The following is a 17,416-nucleotide window of genomic DNA, read 5'->3' as shown; positions in this document are numbered from 1 at the left end:
TCACCGGCCTTTGGCTTGTTAACGCACCAAATGACTGTTGGGCGTGGTTGGCGCCACGGCCGAGCCTGTGCCCGGCACAGGCGCACGCACATGCCGGGCCGGGTGCGTGAAATAGCCGCCTATGATTGAGAAGAACCATTGCCCGAGAACTAATGAAAGCATCATGAGCGAAAACTCCTTGCCTGACCAACGGGCCAAACCCATGCTACGCCGCGGTTTTTGGTGGCTTTGGCTTGGACTGGCCGCGTTTGCCTACGTCTGCGACCAACTGACCAAGTGGTGGGTCACCTCAAGCATGGTGGAGGGCCAGACCACCACCGTGATCCCGGGAATCCTGCAGTGGTATTTCATTCGAAATTCGGGTGCCGCCTTCTCCATCGGAGAGAATTTCACGTGGTTCTTCACCTTGATCATGGTCGGTGTGGCAATTGCCATCGTCGTCATGTCCCGACGGATCGGCTCGGCCTGGTGGGCCGTCGGCCTGGGACTGGTCCTGGGGGGCGCCCTCGGCAACCTGACCGACAGGCTGTTCCGTCCGCCGTCGTTCGGCATGGGACATGTGGTGGACTTCATTTCCTTCCCCAATTTCGCGATCTTCAACATGGCCGACATGGGTGTGGTGGGCGGCGTGATCGTCATCTGCCTACTGACGCTCCTGGGTGTTCCGTTGAACGGCGTCAAGGCTGCCCCCGCAACACCGGATCCCGGGGCAGGGCTGGCGGCAGACACTGCAGTGCGGGCTGACACAGACCCGGTGGCGTCCGAAGGAGAGCATGGTGAAGACAAGAATGACTGAAACATTTACTGTTCCGGAGGACGTGGCAGGACGCAGGGCCGACGCCGGACTGGCAACTTTGTTGGGCATCTCACGTTCCGCAGCCGCACTGTTGTGTGCCGAAGGCAATGTGCGCCAGAACGGGGAGACCCTTGGCAAGAGCGAGAAGTTCCGGGCCGGTGCCAGCGTGCAGGTGACCATTCCGGAGCGGCGCGATCCGCTTGAAGTGGTGGTTGAGGCCGTTGACGGCCTTGACATCCTGCTCGATGACGACGATTTCGTGGTGGTTGACAAGCCTGTCGGGGTTGCGGCACACCCGTCGCCGGGCTGGGTGGGCCCAACGGTTGTGGGTGGCCTGGCTGCCGCTGGTTACCGCATTTCAACCTCGGGAGCCCAGGAGCGAGTGGGCATTGTGCACCGCCTGGACGTGGGCACCTCCGGGGCCATGGTTGTCGCCAAGACCGAACACGCCTATACGGTGCTGAAACAGGCATTCCGTGAGCGGACGGTGGAGAAGATCTACCATGCCGTGGTGCAGGGCCTGCCCGACCCGCTGAAGGGGACCATCGACGCCCCCATCGGCCGCCACCCGGGCTATGACTGGCGTTTTGCCGTGATTGAGGACGGCCGTCCGTCCATCACCCATTACGAGGTCCTTGAAGCATTTGGCAAGGCGTCCCTTGTCGAGGTGCATCTGGAGACAGGGCGCACGCACCAGATTCGCGTGCACTTCTCCGCCTTGCGGCACCCGTGCGCGGGAGACCTCACCTACGGCGCCGATCCTGCACTGGCAGCCGAGCTGGGACTGACGCGGCAATGGCTGCACGCGCACAAGCTTGGCTTCACGCACCCGTCGTCGGGGGAGTGGGTCAGTGTGACAAGCCCCTACCCGCAGGACCTGAACTATGCCCTCGACCACCTGCGCGGGGACCACTGACGCAACCCAGCATCAGCTTTGGCCGTTTTATTCACGACGCCGCATCACCCTTGGACTCTGCGACAGCAGCTTTGCGCCAAGGGGATGCGGCGGCGCTGTTTTGACGTGAAAGGTGATCACGCGTCCCGGCAGGCCGGCAGGCGGCACCCCCGTTTCCGGGCCGGGTCCGGGACTGGAAAATGGGCCGTAGAATGGTCGGGTGGCTAGCTCATCGACTGACAGTTTTGTCCATCTCCATACGCACACCGAATACTCCATGTTGGACGGCGCGGCGCGCCTGACCGAATTGTTCGACGAGGCCAAACGGCTTGAAATGCCGGCCCTGGCCACCACCGACCACGGCTATCTTTTCGGGGCCTTTGATTTTTGGAAGAAGGCCACCGACGCGGGCATCAAGCCCATCATTGGCGTTGAAGCCTATGTCACCCCGGGCACTGCCCGCACCGACAAGACCAGGGTCAAGTGGCGCACGGACGAGTCCCAAAAGAGGGACGATGTATCCGGCGGTGGTTTCTACACCCACATGACGCTGCTCAGCTACAACAACCAGGGCATGCGCAACCTGTTCCGGGCTTCCTCCATTGGTTCGTTGGATTCGCCCATGGGCAAGCACCCGCGCCTTGACCGCGAACTGCTCAACCAGTACCACCCTGGCCTGATCGCCACGACCGGCTGCCCCTCAGGCGAGGTGCAGACAAGGCTCCGCCTGGGCCAGTACAACGAAGCCAAGGCTGCGGCCGCCGAATTCCAAGACATTTTCGGCAAGGAGAATTACTTCTGCGAGCTCATGGACCACGGCCTCGACATTGAGCGCCGCGTTACCAAGGACCTGCTGCGCCTTGCCAAGGAACTGGCGATCCCGCTGGTCGCCACCAACGATCTCCATTACACCCACGAGCACGACGCCAAGGCCCATGAGGCACTCCTGGCCCTGCAATCCGCGTCCACGCTCACCGAACCCACCTACGACCAGGGTGGCAAGCGCTTTGCGTTTAGCGGCAGCGGCTACTACCTTAAGTCCCCGGCCGAAATGCGCTCGTTGTTCTCCGAACTGCCGGAAGCCTGCGACAACACGCTGCTGATCGCCGAGCGCTGCGAGGTGTCCTTCAACACGGACGCCAACTACATGCCGAAGTTCCCCTGCCCGCCCGGCGACGATGAAACGTCCTGGCTGGTCAAGGAGGTCGACGCAGGGTTGAAATTCAGGTATCCGAAGGGCATCCCGGACGATGTTCGGGAACGTGCCGATTATGAACTTGGCGTCATCATCAAGATGGGCTTCCCGGGATACTTCCTGGTCGTTGCCGACTTCATCAACTGGTCAAAGGACCACGGCATTCGCGTGGGTCCCGGCCGTGGTTCAGGTGCCGGTTCCATGGTTGCTTACGCCATGCGCATCACCGACCTGGATCCGATCCGGCACGGGCTGATCTTTGAGCGCTTCCTGAACCCGGAACGTGTCTCCATGCCTGACTTTGACGTTGACTTCGATGATCGTCGCCGCCATGAGGTCATTAAATACGTGACCGAGAAGTACGGTGATGAGCGCGTCGCCATGATCGTCACCTACGGCAGCATCAAGACCAAGCAGGCGCTGAAGGACTCCTCACGCGTGTTGGGGCACCCCTTCAGCATGGGCGAAATGCTGACCAAGGCGCTGCCGCCCGCCGTCATGGCCAAGGACATCCTGCTCAATGACATTGAGAACAAAGAGGCCAAGCGTTATGGCGAGGCGCAGGATTTCCGAAACCTGATCAACTCCGATCCAGAGGCCGCCAAGGTCTTTGAACTGTCCAAGGGCCTGGAGGGGCTCAAGCGCCAGTGGGGCGTGCACGCGGCCGGTGTGATCATGAGCTCCGATCCCATCATCGACGTCATTCCGATCATGCGGCGCATCCAGGACGGGCAGGTCATCACCCAGTTCGACTACCCGACGAGTGAGGGCCTTGGCCTGATCAAGATGGACTTTTTGGGGTTGCGCAACCTCACCATCATTACCGACGCCCTGGAGAACATTAAGGCCAACACGGGCTTTGAACTGGACCTTGAAGGTCTGGAGTACGACGACGCCCCCTCCTACGAGTTGATGGCCCGCGGCGACACGCTGGGCGTTTTCCAACTCGATGGCGGGCCCATGCGCGGGTTGCTCAAGCTCATGCGTCCGGACAACTTTGAGGACATTTCCGCCGTCCTGGCGCTGTACCGGCCAGGTCCCATGGGTGCCGATTCGCACACCAACTATGCCTTGCGCAAGAACGGCCTGCAGCCGATCACCCCGATTCACCCCGAACTTGAAGAACCCCTGGCGGAGATTCTCGGCGGTACCTACGGTTTGATCGTGTACCAGGAGCAGGTCATGTCCATCGCACAGAAGCTGGCCGGCTATTCGCTGGGCCGGGCTGATATTTTGCGCCGAGCCATGGGCAAGAAGAAGAAGTCCGAACTGGACAAGCAGTACGCCGGTTTCCACCAGGGCATGTTGGACAACGGCTACTCTGACGCCGCTGTCACCACGTTGTGGGCGATCCTGCTGCCCTTCTCCGACTACGCCTTCAACAAGGCCCACTCCGCCGCGTACGGTGTCATCAGCTACTGGACCGCCTACCTCAAGGCGCACTACCCGGCCGAATACATGGCCGCGCTGCTGACAAGCGTCGGTGACGACAAGGACAAGCTCGCCCTGTACCTGAACGAATGCCGCCGCATGGGCATCACCGTTCTTGCTCCAGACGTGAACGAATCTGCCTTGAACTTCACACCCGTGGGCTCCGACATCCGCTTCGGCATGGGGGCCATCCGCAACGTGGGTGCCAACGTCGTCAACGGTCTGGTGGAATCACGGAAAGAACGCGGAAATTTCGAGAACTTTTCCGACTTCCTCATGAAGGTCCCCGTCGTGGTGTGCAACAAGCGCACGATTGAATCGCTGATCAAGGCCGGAGCCTTCGACTCCCTGGGACACCACCGCCGCGCACTGGCCATGATCCACGAAGAGGCGGTGGATTCGGTCATCACCATCAAGCGCAACGAGGCTGTGGGGCAGTTCGACCTGTTCGCCGGCCTCGGCGGCGACGCAGAGCCGGAATCCGCGCTGGTCACCGAGATCCCGGACCTGCCCGAATGGGAAAAGAAGGACAAGCTGGCGTTTGAGCGCGACATGCTCGGCCTGTACGTCTCTGACCACCCGTTGCGGGGCCTGGAAGGAATCCTGAGCCAAAACGCCGACATGTCCATCACCCAGGTGCTGGGCGACGACGGCCCGCAGGACGGGCACATCATCACCATTTCCGGGATGATCACCAACCTGCAGCGCCGCATTGCCAAGAGCAGCGGAAACCCTTACGCCCGCTGCGAGGTTGAGGACCTGGGTGGTTCCGTTGAGGTCATGTTCTTTGGCCAGGTGTACGGGCCCATCGCGAACGTCCTGGCCGAGGACCTCATCGTGGTCATCAAGGGCAGGCTGCAAAAGCGCGACGACGGCGCCATCTCCCTGAATGCCATGGAGCTGTCCGTGCCCGACCTCAGCGAAGGAATGTCCGGCCCTCTCGTGATCTCCATGCCCGAGCACAAGGCGAACGAGCAGGTGCTCCTCGCGTTGAGGCAGGTCCTGGGTGACCACCGCGGCAACACCGAGGTCAAGATGCACCTGGCAGGCAGCCGGGCCGTCAAGGTCATGAAGCTGCCCCTGCACCACAGGGTCAACCCAACCCCGGCGCTCTTTGGCGACCTGAAGGTGTTGCTGGGGCCAACATGCCTGGAGGGCTGATGGTGCAGGCAGGCAGGGTTACGGTTAACCCATGACTGAGTATCACCACCCCTCCATTGAAAGCGACGACGGCGCTGCCACCGAGGTGGGGACTGTCGACGACGGCGCTGCCACCCTGATGGGGACTGTTGACGACGGTGCTGCCTCGGCGGGTGCCCAACCGGACCCCACTGCGAAGCCCGGGCCGGCCCTTGGCGAACCAGTGCTGGCGGCCCCGGTCCCAGCCGCGATGTCGCACGCCCTGAGCAGCCGCAGCGCCCAGCGGATCGGCGAAAAGAGGCGCGGTGCCATCAGCCGCAGCGCCCAGCGCCTGGCCAGGGCAGCCGACACCCGGGCTGTGTGGCGGAAGTGGCTGGCCTTCTCGTCCGTCACGGGCGTGGCCGCCGGCATCCTGTGGTGGCTGCTGGCACCCGGAGGGGCATTTTATGGTGAGGGCAAAGACTTTGCGGTGTGGTTGCCGCGGGATGCAACCCTGGGCATGCTGCTGTTGCTTGCCGGGATCCTCAGCGCGGTCTTGGTGCTCCGCGGCCAACGCAAGTCATCCCGGCAGGGGAATGCCCCGGCAACGGGGACGGAAACAGTGCTGCTGGCCGCCCTCGCCGTGGGCGGGTTTGCAGGCTCTGTCATTGCCTGGCGGATGGGTGTTTTTGCCGGGGACTTGTTCCGCACTCCGCCCGACAACATGGCCAACCCGAGCATTGTGTTCTCCCTGCGGTCGGCATCGGTGCTGATCTTGTGGCCGTTGGCAAGCGTCGCCGTCGTGTTTGTTTCAACCCTGGTGTCATACTCGTTCCTCCCCGCGACAGCGGGAGCTTCGGTCCCGGCCGCGGCTGCAGGTCCGAACACCGCCCCCATCGCCGGTGCCACGACAGCTGCAGGCAGCTAAACGCCAACGCCCGGTTGGGGGAGCACTGCAGGGTCCACTGCAACAATGCACCCACCCCGCAGGCCAGCGGGTAAACTCAAGTGTTGTGAGCAACCTTGAACCTTCAGTGTCCAGCCCCGAAGGCACCCTCCCCGCAGACGACCCGTCAGCAAACAACGCCCCCGCGGGCTTGCGCCGCATCGACCTGCGCGGCCGCACGCTGAGCCTTGCCGAATTGAAAAGCGCCGTTCCGCGCACCGCACAGTCAACCGTCACCACCGCCGAGTCCGCCGTGCGCGACATCATCGCCGACGTTCGCGGTCGCGGACATGCGGCCCTGGCGGAGCTGGCCAAGAAGTTCGACGGCGTCACCCAGGAACATCCCCGTGTCCCGGCCGCGGCACTCGCCCAGGCCCTGGAGTCCCTTGATCCGAAGGTGCGCGCCGCCCTGGAGGAATCCATTGCCAGGGCCAAGGCCTTTGCCCAAGCTCAAAAACCGGCCAATGTTGAATTCCCCGTTGCGGACGGTGCAGTTGTTTCCGCCCACTGGATACCGGTGCGCAGGGTCGGATTGTACGTGCCGGGCGGGCTGGCGGCCTACCCGTCGTCGGTGATCATGAATGTGGTTCCGGCCCTGGCGGCCGGAGTGGGGTCGGTGGCACTGGCCTCACCCCCGCAAAAGGAATTTGGCGGTCTCCCGGACCTGACGGTGCTCGCAGCTGCCGCACTGCTGGGAATTGACGAGGTTTATGCCATGGGCGGTGCCCAGGCGATTGCGGCGTTCGCGTACGGTGTTAGCGCCGGCAGCGGCGCGAATGGTGGCGGGGATGCCCTCGAACCCGTTGACGTTGTGACAGGTCCGGGCAATATCTTCGTTGCCACGGCCAAGCGCCTGGTCAAGGGCGTTGTCGGCATCGACTCGGAAGCCGGGGCCACCGAAATTGCCGTGCTGGCAGATCACGGCGCCAACCCGGTGTTTGTGGCTGCCGATCTGATCAGCCAGGCGGAGCACGATCCCAACGCTGCTTCAGTGCTGGTGACAACGTCAGCAGGGCTTGCCGACGCCGTCGACAGTGAATTGGTGCGCCAGGTTGCCCTGACCGGACACCGCGAACGCGTCGAAACGGCACTGGGAGGGCCACAGTCGGGCATTGTCCTGGTGGACGACATCGACCAAGGCGTGGCCGTGTGCAACGCCTACGCGGCCGAACACCTGGAAGTTGTAACCGAAAATGCCGCTGCCGTGGCCGCCAGGATCACCAATGCCGGGGCCATCTTTGTGGGCGATTACAGCCCCGTCAGCCTGGGTGACTATTGCGCCGGCTCAAACCACGTGCTGCCGACAAGCGGAACGGCCGCCTTCTCATCGGGCCTGAACGTGACCACCTTCATGCGCGCGGTCCAGGTCATCAACTACAACAAGGATGCCCTGGCCCAGGTGGCCGAACACGTCATCACCCTGTCGAAGGCCGAGGGCCTGCCGGCGCACGGCGATGCCGTGGCCGTGCGTTTCCCCTGAGTGGGCTACGACCGGCCAGCCGTTCATTTAACCTGCCCGGCACCGTTGCCGGCAGCCGTCAAGTGAGCTTATTGCACGATTGTTCTTTGCCCATTTCCAGTCCTAGACTGGGAAACACCATGACCCGAAGGGATCTGCATGTACTGCCCTTTCTGCCGTAATCCCGACTCACGAGTAGCTGATTCCCGCCTCTCGGACGACGGCTCGTCCATTCGGCGCCGACGGCAATGCACCGAGTGCGGCCGTCGCTTCAGCACAGTTGAAACCGCCAGCCTCTCAGTGTCGAAGAGATCTGGCGTGGCCGAACCGTTCAGCCGCAGCAAGATCATTAGCGGCGTGCGAAAAGCCTGCCAGGGGCGCCCTGTCACCGACGACGACCTGGCCAAGCTGGCCCAGGAGGTTGAAGAGACCATCCGGGCCAGCGGTGCGGCAGAGATCGACGCCAACAATGTGGGCCTTGCCATCCTTGCGCCGCTGCGCCGCCTGGACCTGGTCGCCTACCTGCGTTTTGCCAGCGTCTACCAGGCCTTTGAATCGCTGGAAGACTTTGAAGCTTCAATTGCCCAACTTCGCAGCGAGAACAGCGCTGCAGGTCGGTTGGCTGCCGACAATGCCTCTGGCAGTGGCGGGGCAGACGCCGACGTGCCAGTCTCAGGGAACGCGGGCGATGCCGGCTAGGTTCCCGCGGCGTTAATTCGTTGAATGTGTGCCTAAGTCGATGTAGGCACGCACTGGCGGGGGAGCCCTGCCACGATGAGCATCGAGCAGGTCGAAGATATCGTGGCCGCCACCTTGGGAGGCACTCAGGAAAACGCGATCCACTGGTCCTGCTCCGGAACGGCCGAACGCAGCGGGTTGTCCAAGTCCACCGTCGGGTTGACCTGTAAGGCGTTTAGTCTTGCGCCCACCGCATCGACCGGTTCAAGCTGTCCACTGAACCCTTCTTAGTGGAGAAGGTCTACGTAATCATGGGTTTCTCCCTGTACCTGAAACCGCCCGAGAAGCGTACCCATGGCAGTGGCTGGGACGGCACCACGAGCCTGTTCGCAGCATTGAGCGCGGCCGACCGGGCCGTGATCGCCTCCACGATTCGCCTGTAGCGTTCCCTTGCACTGGGCCGTGGAATTCAAGAAGCTCCCGACGATCATCGGCAAGCAAGTCCTGGCAGAACTGGACGTGCGTATCGTCTGCGTCGACTACTGGACTTACAAGAATCCAACCATCGTGTCCTGGCTTCCCAGAAACCGGATGTTCACGAGGCATTTCACGCCCACCAAGTCGTCCTGGCTCGATCAGGGCGAGCGGCTATTCGCCGAAGTGACCCGGGTAATACTCCAGCGCAGCGTGTACCGAAACGTCCAGACACGGGAGATAGTCCTGCGCCATTGGGTCAGGGATTGGAGCGAGATCCCCAAGCCCTATATCTGGTCAAAAGCCGCCGAGGGGATCCCTGCATCACTTGGACGACTGAGGATTGGCGACACAAATTAACGCCGTGGGGGCCTCAGAAATATATTTGGGAAGTTGTGGATAACCGTGTTGCTTCCCAGACATAAAGGCTATAATAGTGGTATGGGCAGTTCAGAGAATTTCCCGGTCGGCCGGGATGGTTCATCCACCACAGTGAGTGTGGCGGACCTGATTGCCGGGCTTGCTCTTCCTACTATTGAACCTCTTGCCTCTGACATTGCTGCGCTGGCCGGGTTGCCTGATTTGCCGCTTCCCGAGCCCCGCCGTGGTAGCCGCCGCGATCGCACTGCTGGTGGCCCCTCTGCCGGCACTGCCGAGGTTCCTGACACTGCCGGGTCCGCCGGTGCTGGCCACCACACTGATAGCTCTTCTGACTCTGCTGGATCTGCTGGTTCTGCTGGTGGTGTGGGGTCGCGTTTGGAGGGTGTGCGGGCGTTGATGGATGGTTGCACGGACGCGATCGCGGCGTTGCACAAGCATCAGAATCAGTGCGCAGCCCTGGCGGCGGTGTTGATTGCCCGTCTTGAGTCCACGGCGGTGCTCGAGGGTGGGATTCTTGGTGTTGATGCGTGGCAGGGCGATCTGGCGCAGATGTCGATGCGGGCCGATCTGGCGGGGATCCTCTCGGTGTCCGAGAGTGTCGCGGGGGAATTGATCCTGCACGCGGGCACGCTCGTGAAGTATTTACCGGCCACGATGGCGTGCTTGAGCAGTGGCGAGTTGGGTTGGGACTACGCGGTGATCATCGCGGAGGAAAGCAGCTTGCTGCGAGAGACCGGATCACCACAGGAAACGATTGATGGGTTTGAGCAGTTCTTGCTGGGCAAGGCCGTCGATTGCACTGTGCCGAGCTTCAGGGAGAAGGCCCGGCGCCGGCGTGAACGGTTTTACCCGGAAACGATCACCCCGCGGACCCGGCGTGAATATGGTCAGCGGCGCCTGGGGATAAGGCATTCACGGGACGGGATGTCATGGCTGAGCCTGTACGCACCGGCCCCGACCATTGAGGGTATCTGGGATCAATGCACCCAAACCGCCCAAGCAGCCCAGGGCCCCCACGAAGACCGCACCCTGACCCAGCTCCGCGCCGATATCGCCGCATCCCTGCTACTGCACCAGACCATGGCCGAAAACCAGATCCACGCCCCCGCACAAACCAACACAGACACCGACACCGGCACCAGTGCTACTGAGGGCGCTACCGGCACTGCGAACGGTGCTACTGCCACCCGCGGTGCAAATACCGCCACTGGCGGCGCTGCAACCGCTGCGGGCACTGTCGTGGTGGTGCCTGGTGATGGCCAGGGGCCGTGGTTCGCCCCCACAGACCCGTACTCGGCAGCCGGCGGGATGCCCCTGGACCCTGGCCCGGACCCGGATCTTGGTGCTGTGCAGATCCCTGCCGGGCTGATGCCTGTCTTTGACGACCCGGACTATGCAGATCCCGGCTTCAGGGACCCCGATATCCGTAACGGTCCCGACTGGGACCCGACAGCGATACCACCGACCCTCACCCCAGCCCCCACCACCACACACAACACCAGCAGCAGCAGTACCGGCAACAGTCCGGTGGGGCCGGTGTGGCCGCCGATGCCGCAGGTTACCCCGGTGGTGTTGATTCCTGTGTTGTCGTTGTTGGGGGCGACGAATGAGCCGGCGTGGTTGGAGGGGTCGGGGCCGATCAGCATGGAAGTAGCCCGGCACTTGGCGGCAGGGGCCCCGTCGTTGTTGCGGGTGTTGGTTGATCCGATCAGTAATGAGCCCCTTGATGTGGCCCCGGAGCGTTATCGGATTGGTAAAGCGATGCGTACGATGCTGCAGATCAGGGATGAGTACTGCCAGTTCCCGGGGTGTTTGGTGAAGGCCACGAACTGCGAGGTCGACCACATCAAGAAGTTCGAACACGGTGGCCGGTCCATTTACGACAACCTTCAGACGTTGTGTCATCGCCACCACGTCCTGAAGCATTTCAAGGACGACAGGACCCGTACCGGTGAGTGCCGTACCGATCAAAGCCCGGAACGAGAAGCAGTGCGCCTGCGCGGCTGGACACCGATCATGGTCAACGGAGGCGTCGGGTGGACCTCACCAACCGGGCGGTACTACCCGCCGAAGATCGGCGACACGCAACCACCGGTCTACCCGGAATGGTTGATGAAACACATCAACAACAACCCCGAACCCCAAAACACCGCCAACCCCGACACCGCCGCCGAGCTCCAAGACCCCCAAGATCCTCTGGACTTCCTGGACTTTGAGTTCCTGGACGAGGCCGACATCCCAGGCTCCGACCAGGACTACAACCCCTACGACCAAGCACTCCCGGAACCACCACCAGGAATCTTCGCCAACGACGAAGAACAAGCCGCCCTCGACGAAGAAACCATCAACGACTACCTCACCAGCAACCCAGACACAGGGTACTGAGCAGCACAATCACCACCAGGGCAGTTGAAAATCTAGGGCCCCGCACCATTAAATCGAGTCAACATTCGTCAGCCGTGGAAGTGGCGCCAGCCCCTGGCGCACTAGCGGCCACCGGCCACTGGCAGAACAACGCCCGTTACATAGGAGGCCTCATCGCCGAGCAGCCACATCACGGCCGCGGCAACTTCCGCCGGCTCACCGCCCCTGCCAAGGGGGATGAGATGGTTGAGCTGCTCCACACGGTCCGGCATGCCTGCGGCGGCGTGCAGACCGGTCGAGGTGATCCCGGGGGACACCGCATTCACCCGAATGCCGTGCTCGGCAGCTTCGGCGGAATACCCCACCGTCAATACATCGACGGCACCCTTTGACGCAGCGTAGTGCACCCAGGTTCCCGGAGATCCGGCCTTGACGGCGGTTGAAGAGATGTTCACAATCCCGCCACCCTGCCCACCGGACTTGGTGGACATGCGGCGCTGGGCTTCCTGGCACATGAACAGCACTCCGGCCACATTGACGTCCAGCACCCGTTGCAGAGTCTTGACCGGAACGTCCACGAGCGGGCCAATCAAATTTCCGGTGATGCCGGCATTGTTGACCACCGCAGTTACGGGGCCCAGTGCTGCTGCGGCATCGAAGAGGCCCCTGACATCCGCAGCAGCGCTGACGTCAGCCTGGACGGCAACGGCAGTGCCGCCGTCGCCGAGAATCTGCCTGACGACGTCGTCGGCACCGCTTGCGTCCACCGAATAATTGACGACGACGGCGTAGCCGGCCTTGGCCGCCAACGAGGCAGTGGCTGCACCAATGCCACGACTTGCGCCAGTGACTATCGCGACTCCCCGTTTGGGTGTCGTCACGGCAATTACTTGGTGAGCTTGAAGTGGACGGCGGCCTGCAATGCCCCGCCAACAATTCCTGCGTTGTTCTTCAACTCGGCTGTGATGATCTTGGTGCGCAGCTTCAGCTTTGGCAGGTAGTCCTCGCTGCGCTTGGAGATGCCGCCGCCAATGATGAACAACTCAGGCGAGAACAGGAACTCCACGTGCGCGAAGTAGCGCTGCAGCCGGACAGCGTATTCATCCCAGCTGAGCCCGTCACGCTCCCGCGCACTGGCCGAGGCCTTGGTCTCGGCATCGAAGCCGTCCAGCTCCAGATGGCCCAGCTCAACATTGGGAACCAGCTTGCCGTTATAGATGAAGGCCGAACCGATGCCGGTGCCCAAGGTGATGACAAGAACCGTGCCCTTGACACCCTGGCCCGCGCCGTAGCGGGCTTCGGCCAGGCCGGCGGCGTCGGCGTCGTTCATGACCTGAACGTCGCGGCCGATTTCCTTTGTGAAGATTTCGTCGACGTCGGCATCGATCCAGGACTCGTCCACATTGGCCGCCGAACGGGCCACGCCATGGGAGATGATGGCCGGGAAGGTGATGCCGACGGGCGCGTCCTTGCTGGGAGCGTGGGGGCGGGTCGACAACTCGTCCACAACGGCCTTGACCACTTTGGCAACGGCCTGGGGGGTCGACGGCGTCGGGGTGGGGATCCTGAAGCGTTCGCCTACGACGGTGCCGGTCTCGAGGTCGACGATGCCACCCTTGATGCCGGTGCCGCCAATATCAATACCAATGACGGTGGTGGCGGGTGAGTGCTTCTTAGACATACAAGCTCCAGAGGTAGAAAGTTTTCAGGACGGGACAGGTGGTGAAGGTCTGGCGGGGCGTTGTTGCGCCGAGTCCAAGGCAGTGAAAAGGCTTCAGGACTAAAAGACTAAGGCAGGGTCAGCACTTCGGCGCCGGTGGCGGTGACCACCATGGTGTGTTCAAACTGGGCTGTGCGCTTGCGATCGCGGGTGACGACCGTCCAGTCGTCGGCCCACATGTCCCATTCAATGCTGCCCAGGGTAAGCATAGGTTCGATAGTAAACACCATTCCTTCTTCCAACACAGTGCTGTAGGCAGGAGCGGCGTCATAATGCGGAATAATCAGCCCGGTGTGGAAGGCCTCACCGACGCCGTGGCCGGTGAAGTCCCGAACCACGCCGTAACCAAAACGCTTGGCATAGGAGGAGATGGTGCGGCCGATGACATTGATTTGGCGGCCGGGCGCCACAGCGCGGATGGCACGGTTCAGCGATTCCTGCGTGCGTTCAACGAGCAGCCGTGATTCTTCATCCACGTCTCCCACCGTGAACGTCCAGTTGGTATCACCGTGGACGCCGTTCTTGAATGCGGTGATGTCGATGTTGATGATGTCCCCGTCTTCAACCACCGTGCTGTCGGGGATGCCGTGGCAAATGACCTCATTGATGGAGGAGCACAAGGACTTGCGGAAACCACGGTAACCCAATGTGGAGGGGTAGGACTTGTGGTCAAGCAGGAACTCGTGGCCGATCCGGTCCAAGGCGTCGGTCGTGACCCCGGGGACAATGTGCCTGCCCACTTCGACAATGGCCTGCGCGGCAATCTTCGATGAAATGCGGATCTTCTCCAGTGTTTCGGCGTCCTTCACTTCTGAACCCTTGAAAGGTGCAGGGCCCGCCTTGCCAACGTATTCGGGGCGGGGGATGGAGGATGGGACCGGCAGGTCGGGGCTGATGGTGCCGGGAACGAGCTTGCCGATGGGGGCCGAGGTTGCTGTGGAAGACATGGAACCATCCTATAAGTTTTTCCCCGACGGCAGTGGTGCCGTGGCAAGCGCGTCAGTTCGGCCTAAGATGACAAACGTTGGACACAACACAGAAGACGCAACACAGAACACATGTCCCGGACAGAGATGGAGAGCACCATGGCCCAGTATTGGTACAACGTGGAAACCCATGCAGTGGAAAAGGATGCCCAGTCAGGGTGGAAGTCATTGATTGGCCCCTACGAAACCCGTGGGGAAGCCGAAGCGGCGCTGGCCAAGGTCCAGGAACGCAACGAGGCTGCCGATGCGCTGGACGAAGATGACGCCTAGCAGCTTGATTTGACGGTGCTGCGTCACGGGGCAGCGTGACGGTGCCGCGTAAAGATGCAGTGGGGTCCGATGTTGCCGTGGCAACATCGGACCCCACTGCATTTCGCGTTGCTAGAAGGTGTGCTCCGGGCCCGGGAACACACCCGAGCGGACCTCGTCGGCATACTCCTTGGCGGCGTCGGACAGGACGGTGCGCATTTGAGCGTACTGCTTGACAAATTTGGCCATCTTGCCTGTTCGCAGTCCGGCCATGTCCTGCCACACCAGCACCTGGCCGGTGGTGGAATTTCCGGCGCCAATGCCCACGGTGGGCACCGTGATCGCCGCATCCACGGCGGTGGCGGTCTCGGCCGGAACCATTTCCATCAGCACGCAGAACGCTCCGGCGTCAGCCAACGCGACGGCGTCGTCGATCAGGGCCTTGGCCATTTCACCACGGCCCTGCACACGGTAGCCGCCCAACGCGTGCTCGCTTTGCGGGGTGAAGCCGATGTGGGCCATCACGGGGATGCCGGCCTGGGTCAGTGCGCGCACCGTAGGGGCGTAGTAGGCGCCGCCTTCCATCTTGACGGCGTGGACCAGGCCCTCCTTCATGAGGCGCACCGAGGACGCAATGGCCTGCTCGGGGGACTGTTCATAAGTGCCAAAGGGGAGGTCGGCCACGATCAGGGCCCGCTTGGAACCGGCCGTCACGGCGCGGGAAAATATGATCATCTCATCCAGCGTGATGGGCAGCGACGTTTCATTGCCCAGGACGTTGTTGGACGCCGAGTCACCGATCAGCAGCACCTCAATGCCGGCCTCGTCAAAGATCTGCGCCGTGTACTGGTCGTAAGCGGTGAGCATGGCGAACTTTTCGCCGGCCCGCTTGGCCGCCTGAAGATGGTGGGTGCGGACCTTGGGCGCATTCGCCGGGATGCCCGAGGACGTGCCGGGCCGCACAGTGGCCGGGGCAGTCGCGGCGCCGTTGCCGTAAGGAGCTGCCAGCTCAGTTGTTTCGGACGCAGCGGAATCAGGGGTGCTTGTGGGTGCCATGCCCCAAGCCTATTACGAGTCGTCCCCGGAAGCGGGGCATCGGCGGCACGGCCCTGCCGGAAGGAAGCCGTTTGCTGCTGGAAAGGCATTCATCCCCGCACGGGCAACCCCTGGAGCAGGCTTTGCCGCCCCGCAGCTGCCGGAATTCGCCGGGAAAAGACATTTCCTGCCGGCAACACCACCGAGCCGGAGGCAGGCACACCCGCCCCGCTAGTAGAGTAAACACTGCAGGGAACACACCTGCCCGCAAACCCGCCCGCTGCCCGCCCACCATTGGTGCCAGGGGCGGGGTGTCATAGGAAGAGGCCCGTGCATGAACCGTCAACAAGAATTTGTGTTGCGTACCATTGAAGAGCGAGATGTACGGTTTGTGCGCCTGTGGTTCACGGACGTCGTGGGCAGCCTGAAGTCGGTGGCACTGGCCCCGGCTGAGGTTGAAGGTGCCTTTGAAGAAGGGCTGGGTTTCGACGGGTCCGCCATTGAAGGCCTGGCCAGGGTTTTCGAGTCGGACATGCTGGCGCAGCCGGACCCTTCGACTTTTCAGATCCTGCCTTGGCGCGGCAACGGCCATTCGGAACAAACTTCACGCATGTTCTGCGACATTTTGACCCCCGACGGCGAACCCTCCGCTGCTGATCCCCGCAACGTTCTTAAGCGGACGCTGGAGAAGGCAGCCGACATGGGCTTCACTTGCTACACCCACCCGGAGATTGAGTTTTACCTGCTCAAGTCGGACAAACCCGGCCCCGACGGCATCCCGGTCCCCGTGGACCAGGCAGGCTACTTTGACCACGTTCCCGGAGGCGTGGCACAGGACTTCCGGCGCACAGCTGTCACCATGCTTGAGGACGTGGGCATCTCGGTCGAGTTCAGCCACCATGAAGGCGGACCTGGCCAAAACGAGATCGACCTGCGCTATGCAGACGCGCTGCAGACGGCCGACAACATCATGACGTTCCGGACGGTGATCCGTGAGGTGGCCATCCAGCAGGGAACCTACGCCACGTTCATGCCCAAGCCGTTCTCGGACCACCCCGGTTCAGGGATGCACACCCACTTTTCCTTGTTTCAAGGCGACAGCAACGCCTTCCACGAGCCGGGTGCCGAGTACCAAATGTCAAAAACTGCGCGCCAGTTCATGGCCGGAATTCTCAAGCACGCCCCCGAATTCACTGCAGTCACGAACCAGTTCGTCAACTCCTACAAGCGTTTGTGGGGCGGGGGAGAAGCCCCCAGCTACCTGTCGTGGGGCCACAACAACCGTTCAGCCCTGGTGCGGGTGCCGTTGTACAAGCCGGGCAAGGGTCAGGCTTCGAGGCTGGAATACCGTGGCATTGACTCGGCTGCCAACCCGTATCTTGCCTACTCGGTGCTGCTGGGGGCGGGCCTGAAGGGCATCGAGGAGGAATACGAACTCCCGCCCGCAGCAGGCGAGGACATCAGCGCCCTGACCAGCGCCGAACGCCGTGCCATGGGGCATGATCCGCTGCCGTCCAGCCTGCACGACGCTGTGCGCCAGATGGAGGAGTCCGAGCTCATGCCGCAGATCCTTGGCGAACAAGTCTTTGAAAACTTCCTGCGCAACAAGCGGGCCGAGTGGCAGGACTACCGGCTCCAGGTAACGCCGTACGAGCTCAGCCGCTACCTGGGAGTGCTCTAGAAACAGC

At 62.4% G+C, this 17,416-nt stretch carries 15 protein-coding genes; 11 read left to right on the top strand and 4 right to left on the bottom strand.

What is annotated here, in order from left to right; genetic code table 11:
• The first annotated feature begins 202 nt into the window (after positions 1-202).
• The 9 genes from lspA (at position 203) to AC1L6K_RS15045 (ending at position 11,759) form a co-directional block, all read left to right on the top strand.
• Complete coding sequence (gene lspA, locus AC1L6K_RS15085; RefSeq protein ID WP_480952783.1) at positions 203-796, top strand: signal peptidase II; 594 nt, start codon at positions 203-205, stop codon at positions 794-796.
• Positions 789-1,712 (top strand): RluA family pseudouridine synthase, encoded by a 924-nt coding sequence (locus AC1L6K_RS15080; RefSeq protein ID WP_480949666.1) that lies wholly within the window; start codon positions 789-791, stop codon positions 1,710-1,712. The genes lspA and AC1L6K_RS15080 overlap by 8 nt, the downstream gene beginning before the upstream one ends.
• Before the next feature lie 199 nt (positions 1,713-1,911).
• Positions 1,912-5,478 carry a DNA polymerase III subunit alpha gene (gene dnaE / locus AC1L6K_RS15075; protein ID WP_480949665.1) on the top strand — a complete coding sequence of 1,189 codons (3,567 nt, stop codon included), beginning with the start codon at positions 1,912-1,914 and terminating at the stop codon, positions 5,476-5,478.
• Between the two features lie 31 nt (positions 5,479-5,509).
• Entirely contained in the window at positions 5,510-6,364 is an 855-nt protein-coding gene (locus tag AC1L6K_RS15070) for a hypothetical protein (RefSeq protein WP_480949664.1), read from the top strand.
• A 169-nt stretch (positions 6,365-6,533) separates the two neighbouring features.
• Positions 6,534-7,862, top strand: a complete 1,329-nt coding sequence (hisD, locus tag AC1L6K_RS15065) for a histidinol dehydrogenase (protein WP_480952782.1) — start codon at positions 6,534-6,536, stop codon at positions 7,860-7,862.
• Between the two features lie 138 nt (positions 7,863-8,000).
• The gene (gene nrdR / locus AC1L6K_RS15060; protein WP_480949663.1) at positions 8,001-8,540 is read left to right on the top strand and encodes a transcriptional regulator NrdR; all 540 of its coding nucleotides are present in this window, start codon (positions 8,001-8,003) and stop codon (positions 8,538-8,540) included.
• 290 nt (positions 8,541-8,830) lie between these two features.
• Positions 8,831-8,962 (top strand): hypothetical protein, encoded by a 132-nt coding sequence (locus AC1L6K_RS15055; protein ID WP_480949662.1) that lies wholly within the window; start codon positions 8,831-8,833, stop codon positions 8,960-8,962.
• Between the two features lie 19 nt (positions 8,963-8,981).
• Positions 8,982-9,353 carry a hypothetical protein gene (locus AC1L6K_RS15050; protein ID WP_480949661.1) on the top strand — a complete coding sequence of 124 codons (372 nt, stop codon included), beginning with the start codon at positions 8,982-8,984 and terminating at the stop codon, positions 9,351-9,353.
• 417 nt (positions 9,354-9,770) lie between these two features.
• The gene (locus AC1L6K_RS15045; RefSeq protein WP_480949660.1) at positions 9,771-11,759 is read left to right on the top strand and encodes an HNH endonuclease signature motif containing protein; all 1,989 of its coding nucleotides are present in this window, start codon (positions 9,771-9,773) and stop codon (positions 11,757-11,759) included.
• Between the two features lie 101 nt (positions 11,760-11,860).
• On the opposite strand, the gene AC1L6K_RS15040 is transcribed toward AC1L6K_RS15045, so the two are convergent.
• The 3 genes from AC1L6K_RS15040 to map form a co-directional block, all read right to left on the bottom strand.
• On the bottom strand, positions 11,861-12,619 hold the full coding sequence (locus tag AC1L6K_RS15040; protein ID WP_480949659.1) for an SDR family oxidoreductase: 759 nt from the start codon (positions 12,617-12,619) through the stop codon (positions 11,861-11,863).
• 5 nt (positions 12,620-12,624) lie between these two features.
• Positions 12,625-13,419, bottom strand: coding sequence for a polyphosphate--glucose phosphotransferase (gene ppgK / locus AC1L6K_RS15035; RefSeq protein ID WP_480949658.1), 795 nt, complete (start codon positions 13,417-13,419; stop codon positions 12,625-12,627).
• 107 nt (positions 13,420-13,526) lie between these two features.
• Positions 13,527-14,405: a type I methionyl aminopeptidase gene (gene map / locus AC1L6K_RS15030; protein WP_480949657.1), complete on the bottom strand. Its 879-nt coding sequence runs from the start codon at positions 14,403-14,405 to the stop codon at positions 13,527-13,529.
• Positions 14,406-14,516: 111 nt separating this feature from the next.
• Between map and AC1L6K_RS15025 the strand changes: the two genes are divergently transcribed.
• Positions 14,517-14,714 (top strand): SPOR domain-containing protein, encoded by a 198-nt coding sequence (locus AC1L6K_RS15025; RefSeq protein WP_480949656.1) that lies wholly within the window; start codon positions 14,517-14,519, stop codon positions 14,712-14,714.
• A gap of 111 nt (positions 14,715-14,825) precedes the next feature.
• On the opposite strand, the gene panB is transcribed toward AC1L6K_RS15025, so the two are convergent.
• The gene (gene panB / locus AC1L6K_RS15020; RefSeq protein ID WP_480949655.1) at positions 14,826-15,749 is read right to left on the bottom strand and encodes a 3-methyl-2-oxobutanoate hydroxymethyltransferase; all 924 of its coding nucleotides are present in this window, start codon (positions 15,747-15,749) and stop codon (positions 14,826-14,828) included.
• A 313-nt stretch (positions 15,750-16,062) separates the two neighbouring features.
• Here panB and AC1L6K_RS15015 point away from each other — a divergent pair, with 313 nt between their 5' ends.
• Positions 16,063-17,409, top strand: coding sequence for a glutamine synthetase family protein (locus tag AC1L6K_RS15015; protein WP_480949654.1), 1,347 nt, complete (start codon positions 16,063-16,065; stop codon positions 17,407-17,409).
• The last annotated feature ends 7 nt before the right edge of the window (positions 17,410-17,416 follow it).

Source organism: Specibacter sp. BI4, from assembly GCF_056680095.1.
This window is presented reverse-complemented; position numbering and strand designations above follow the sequence as displayed.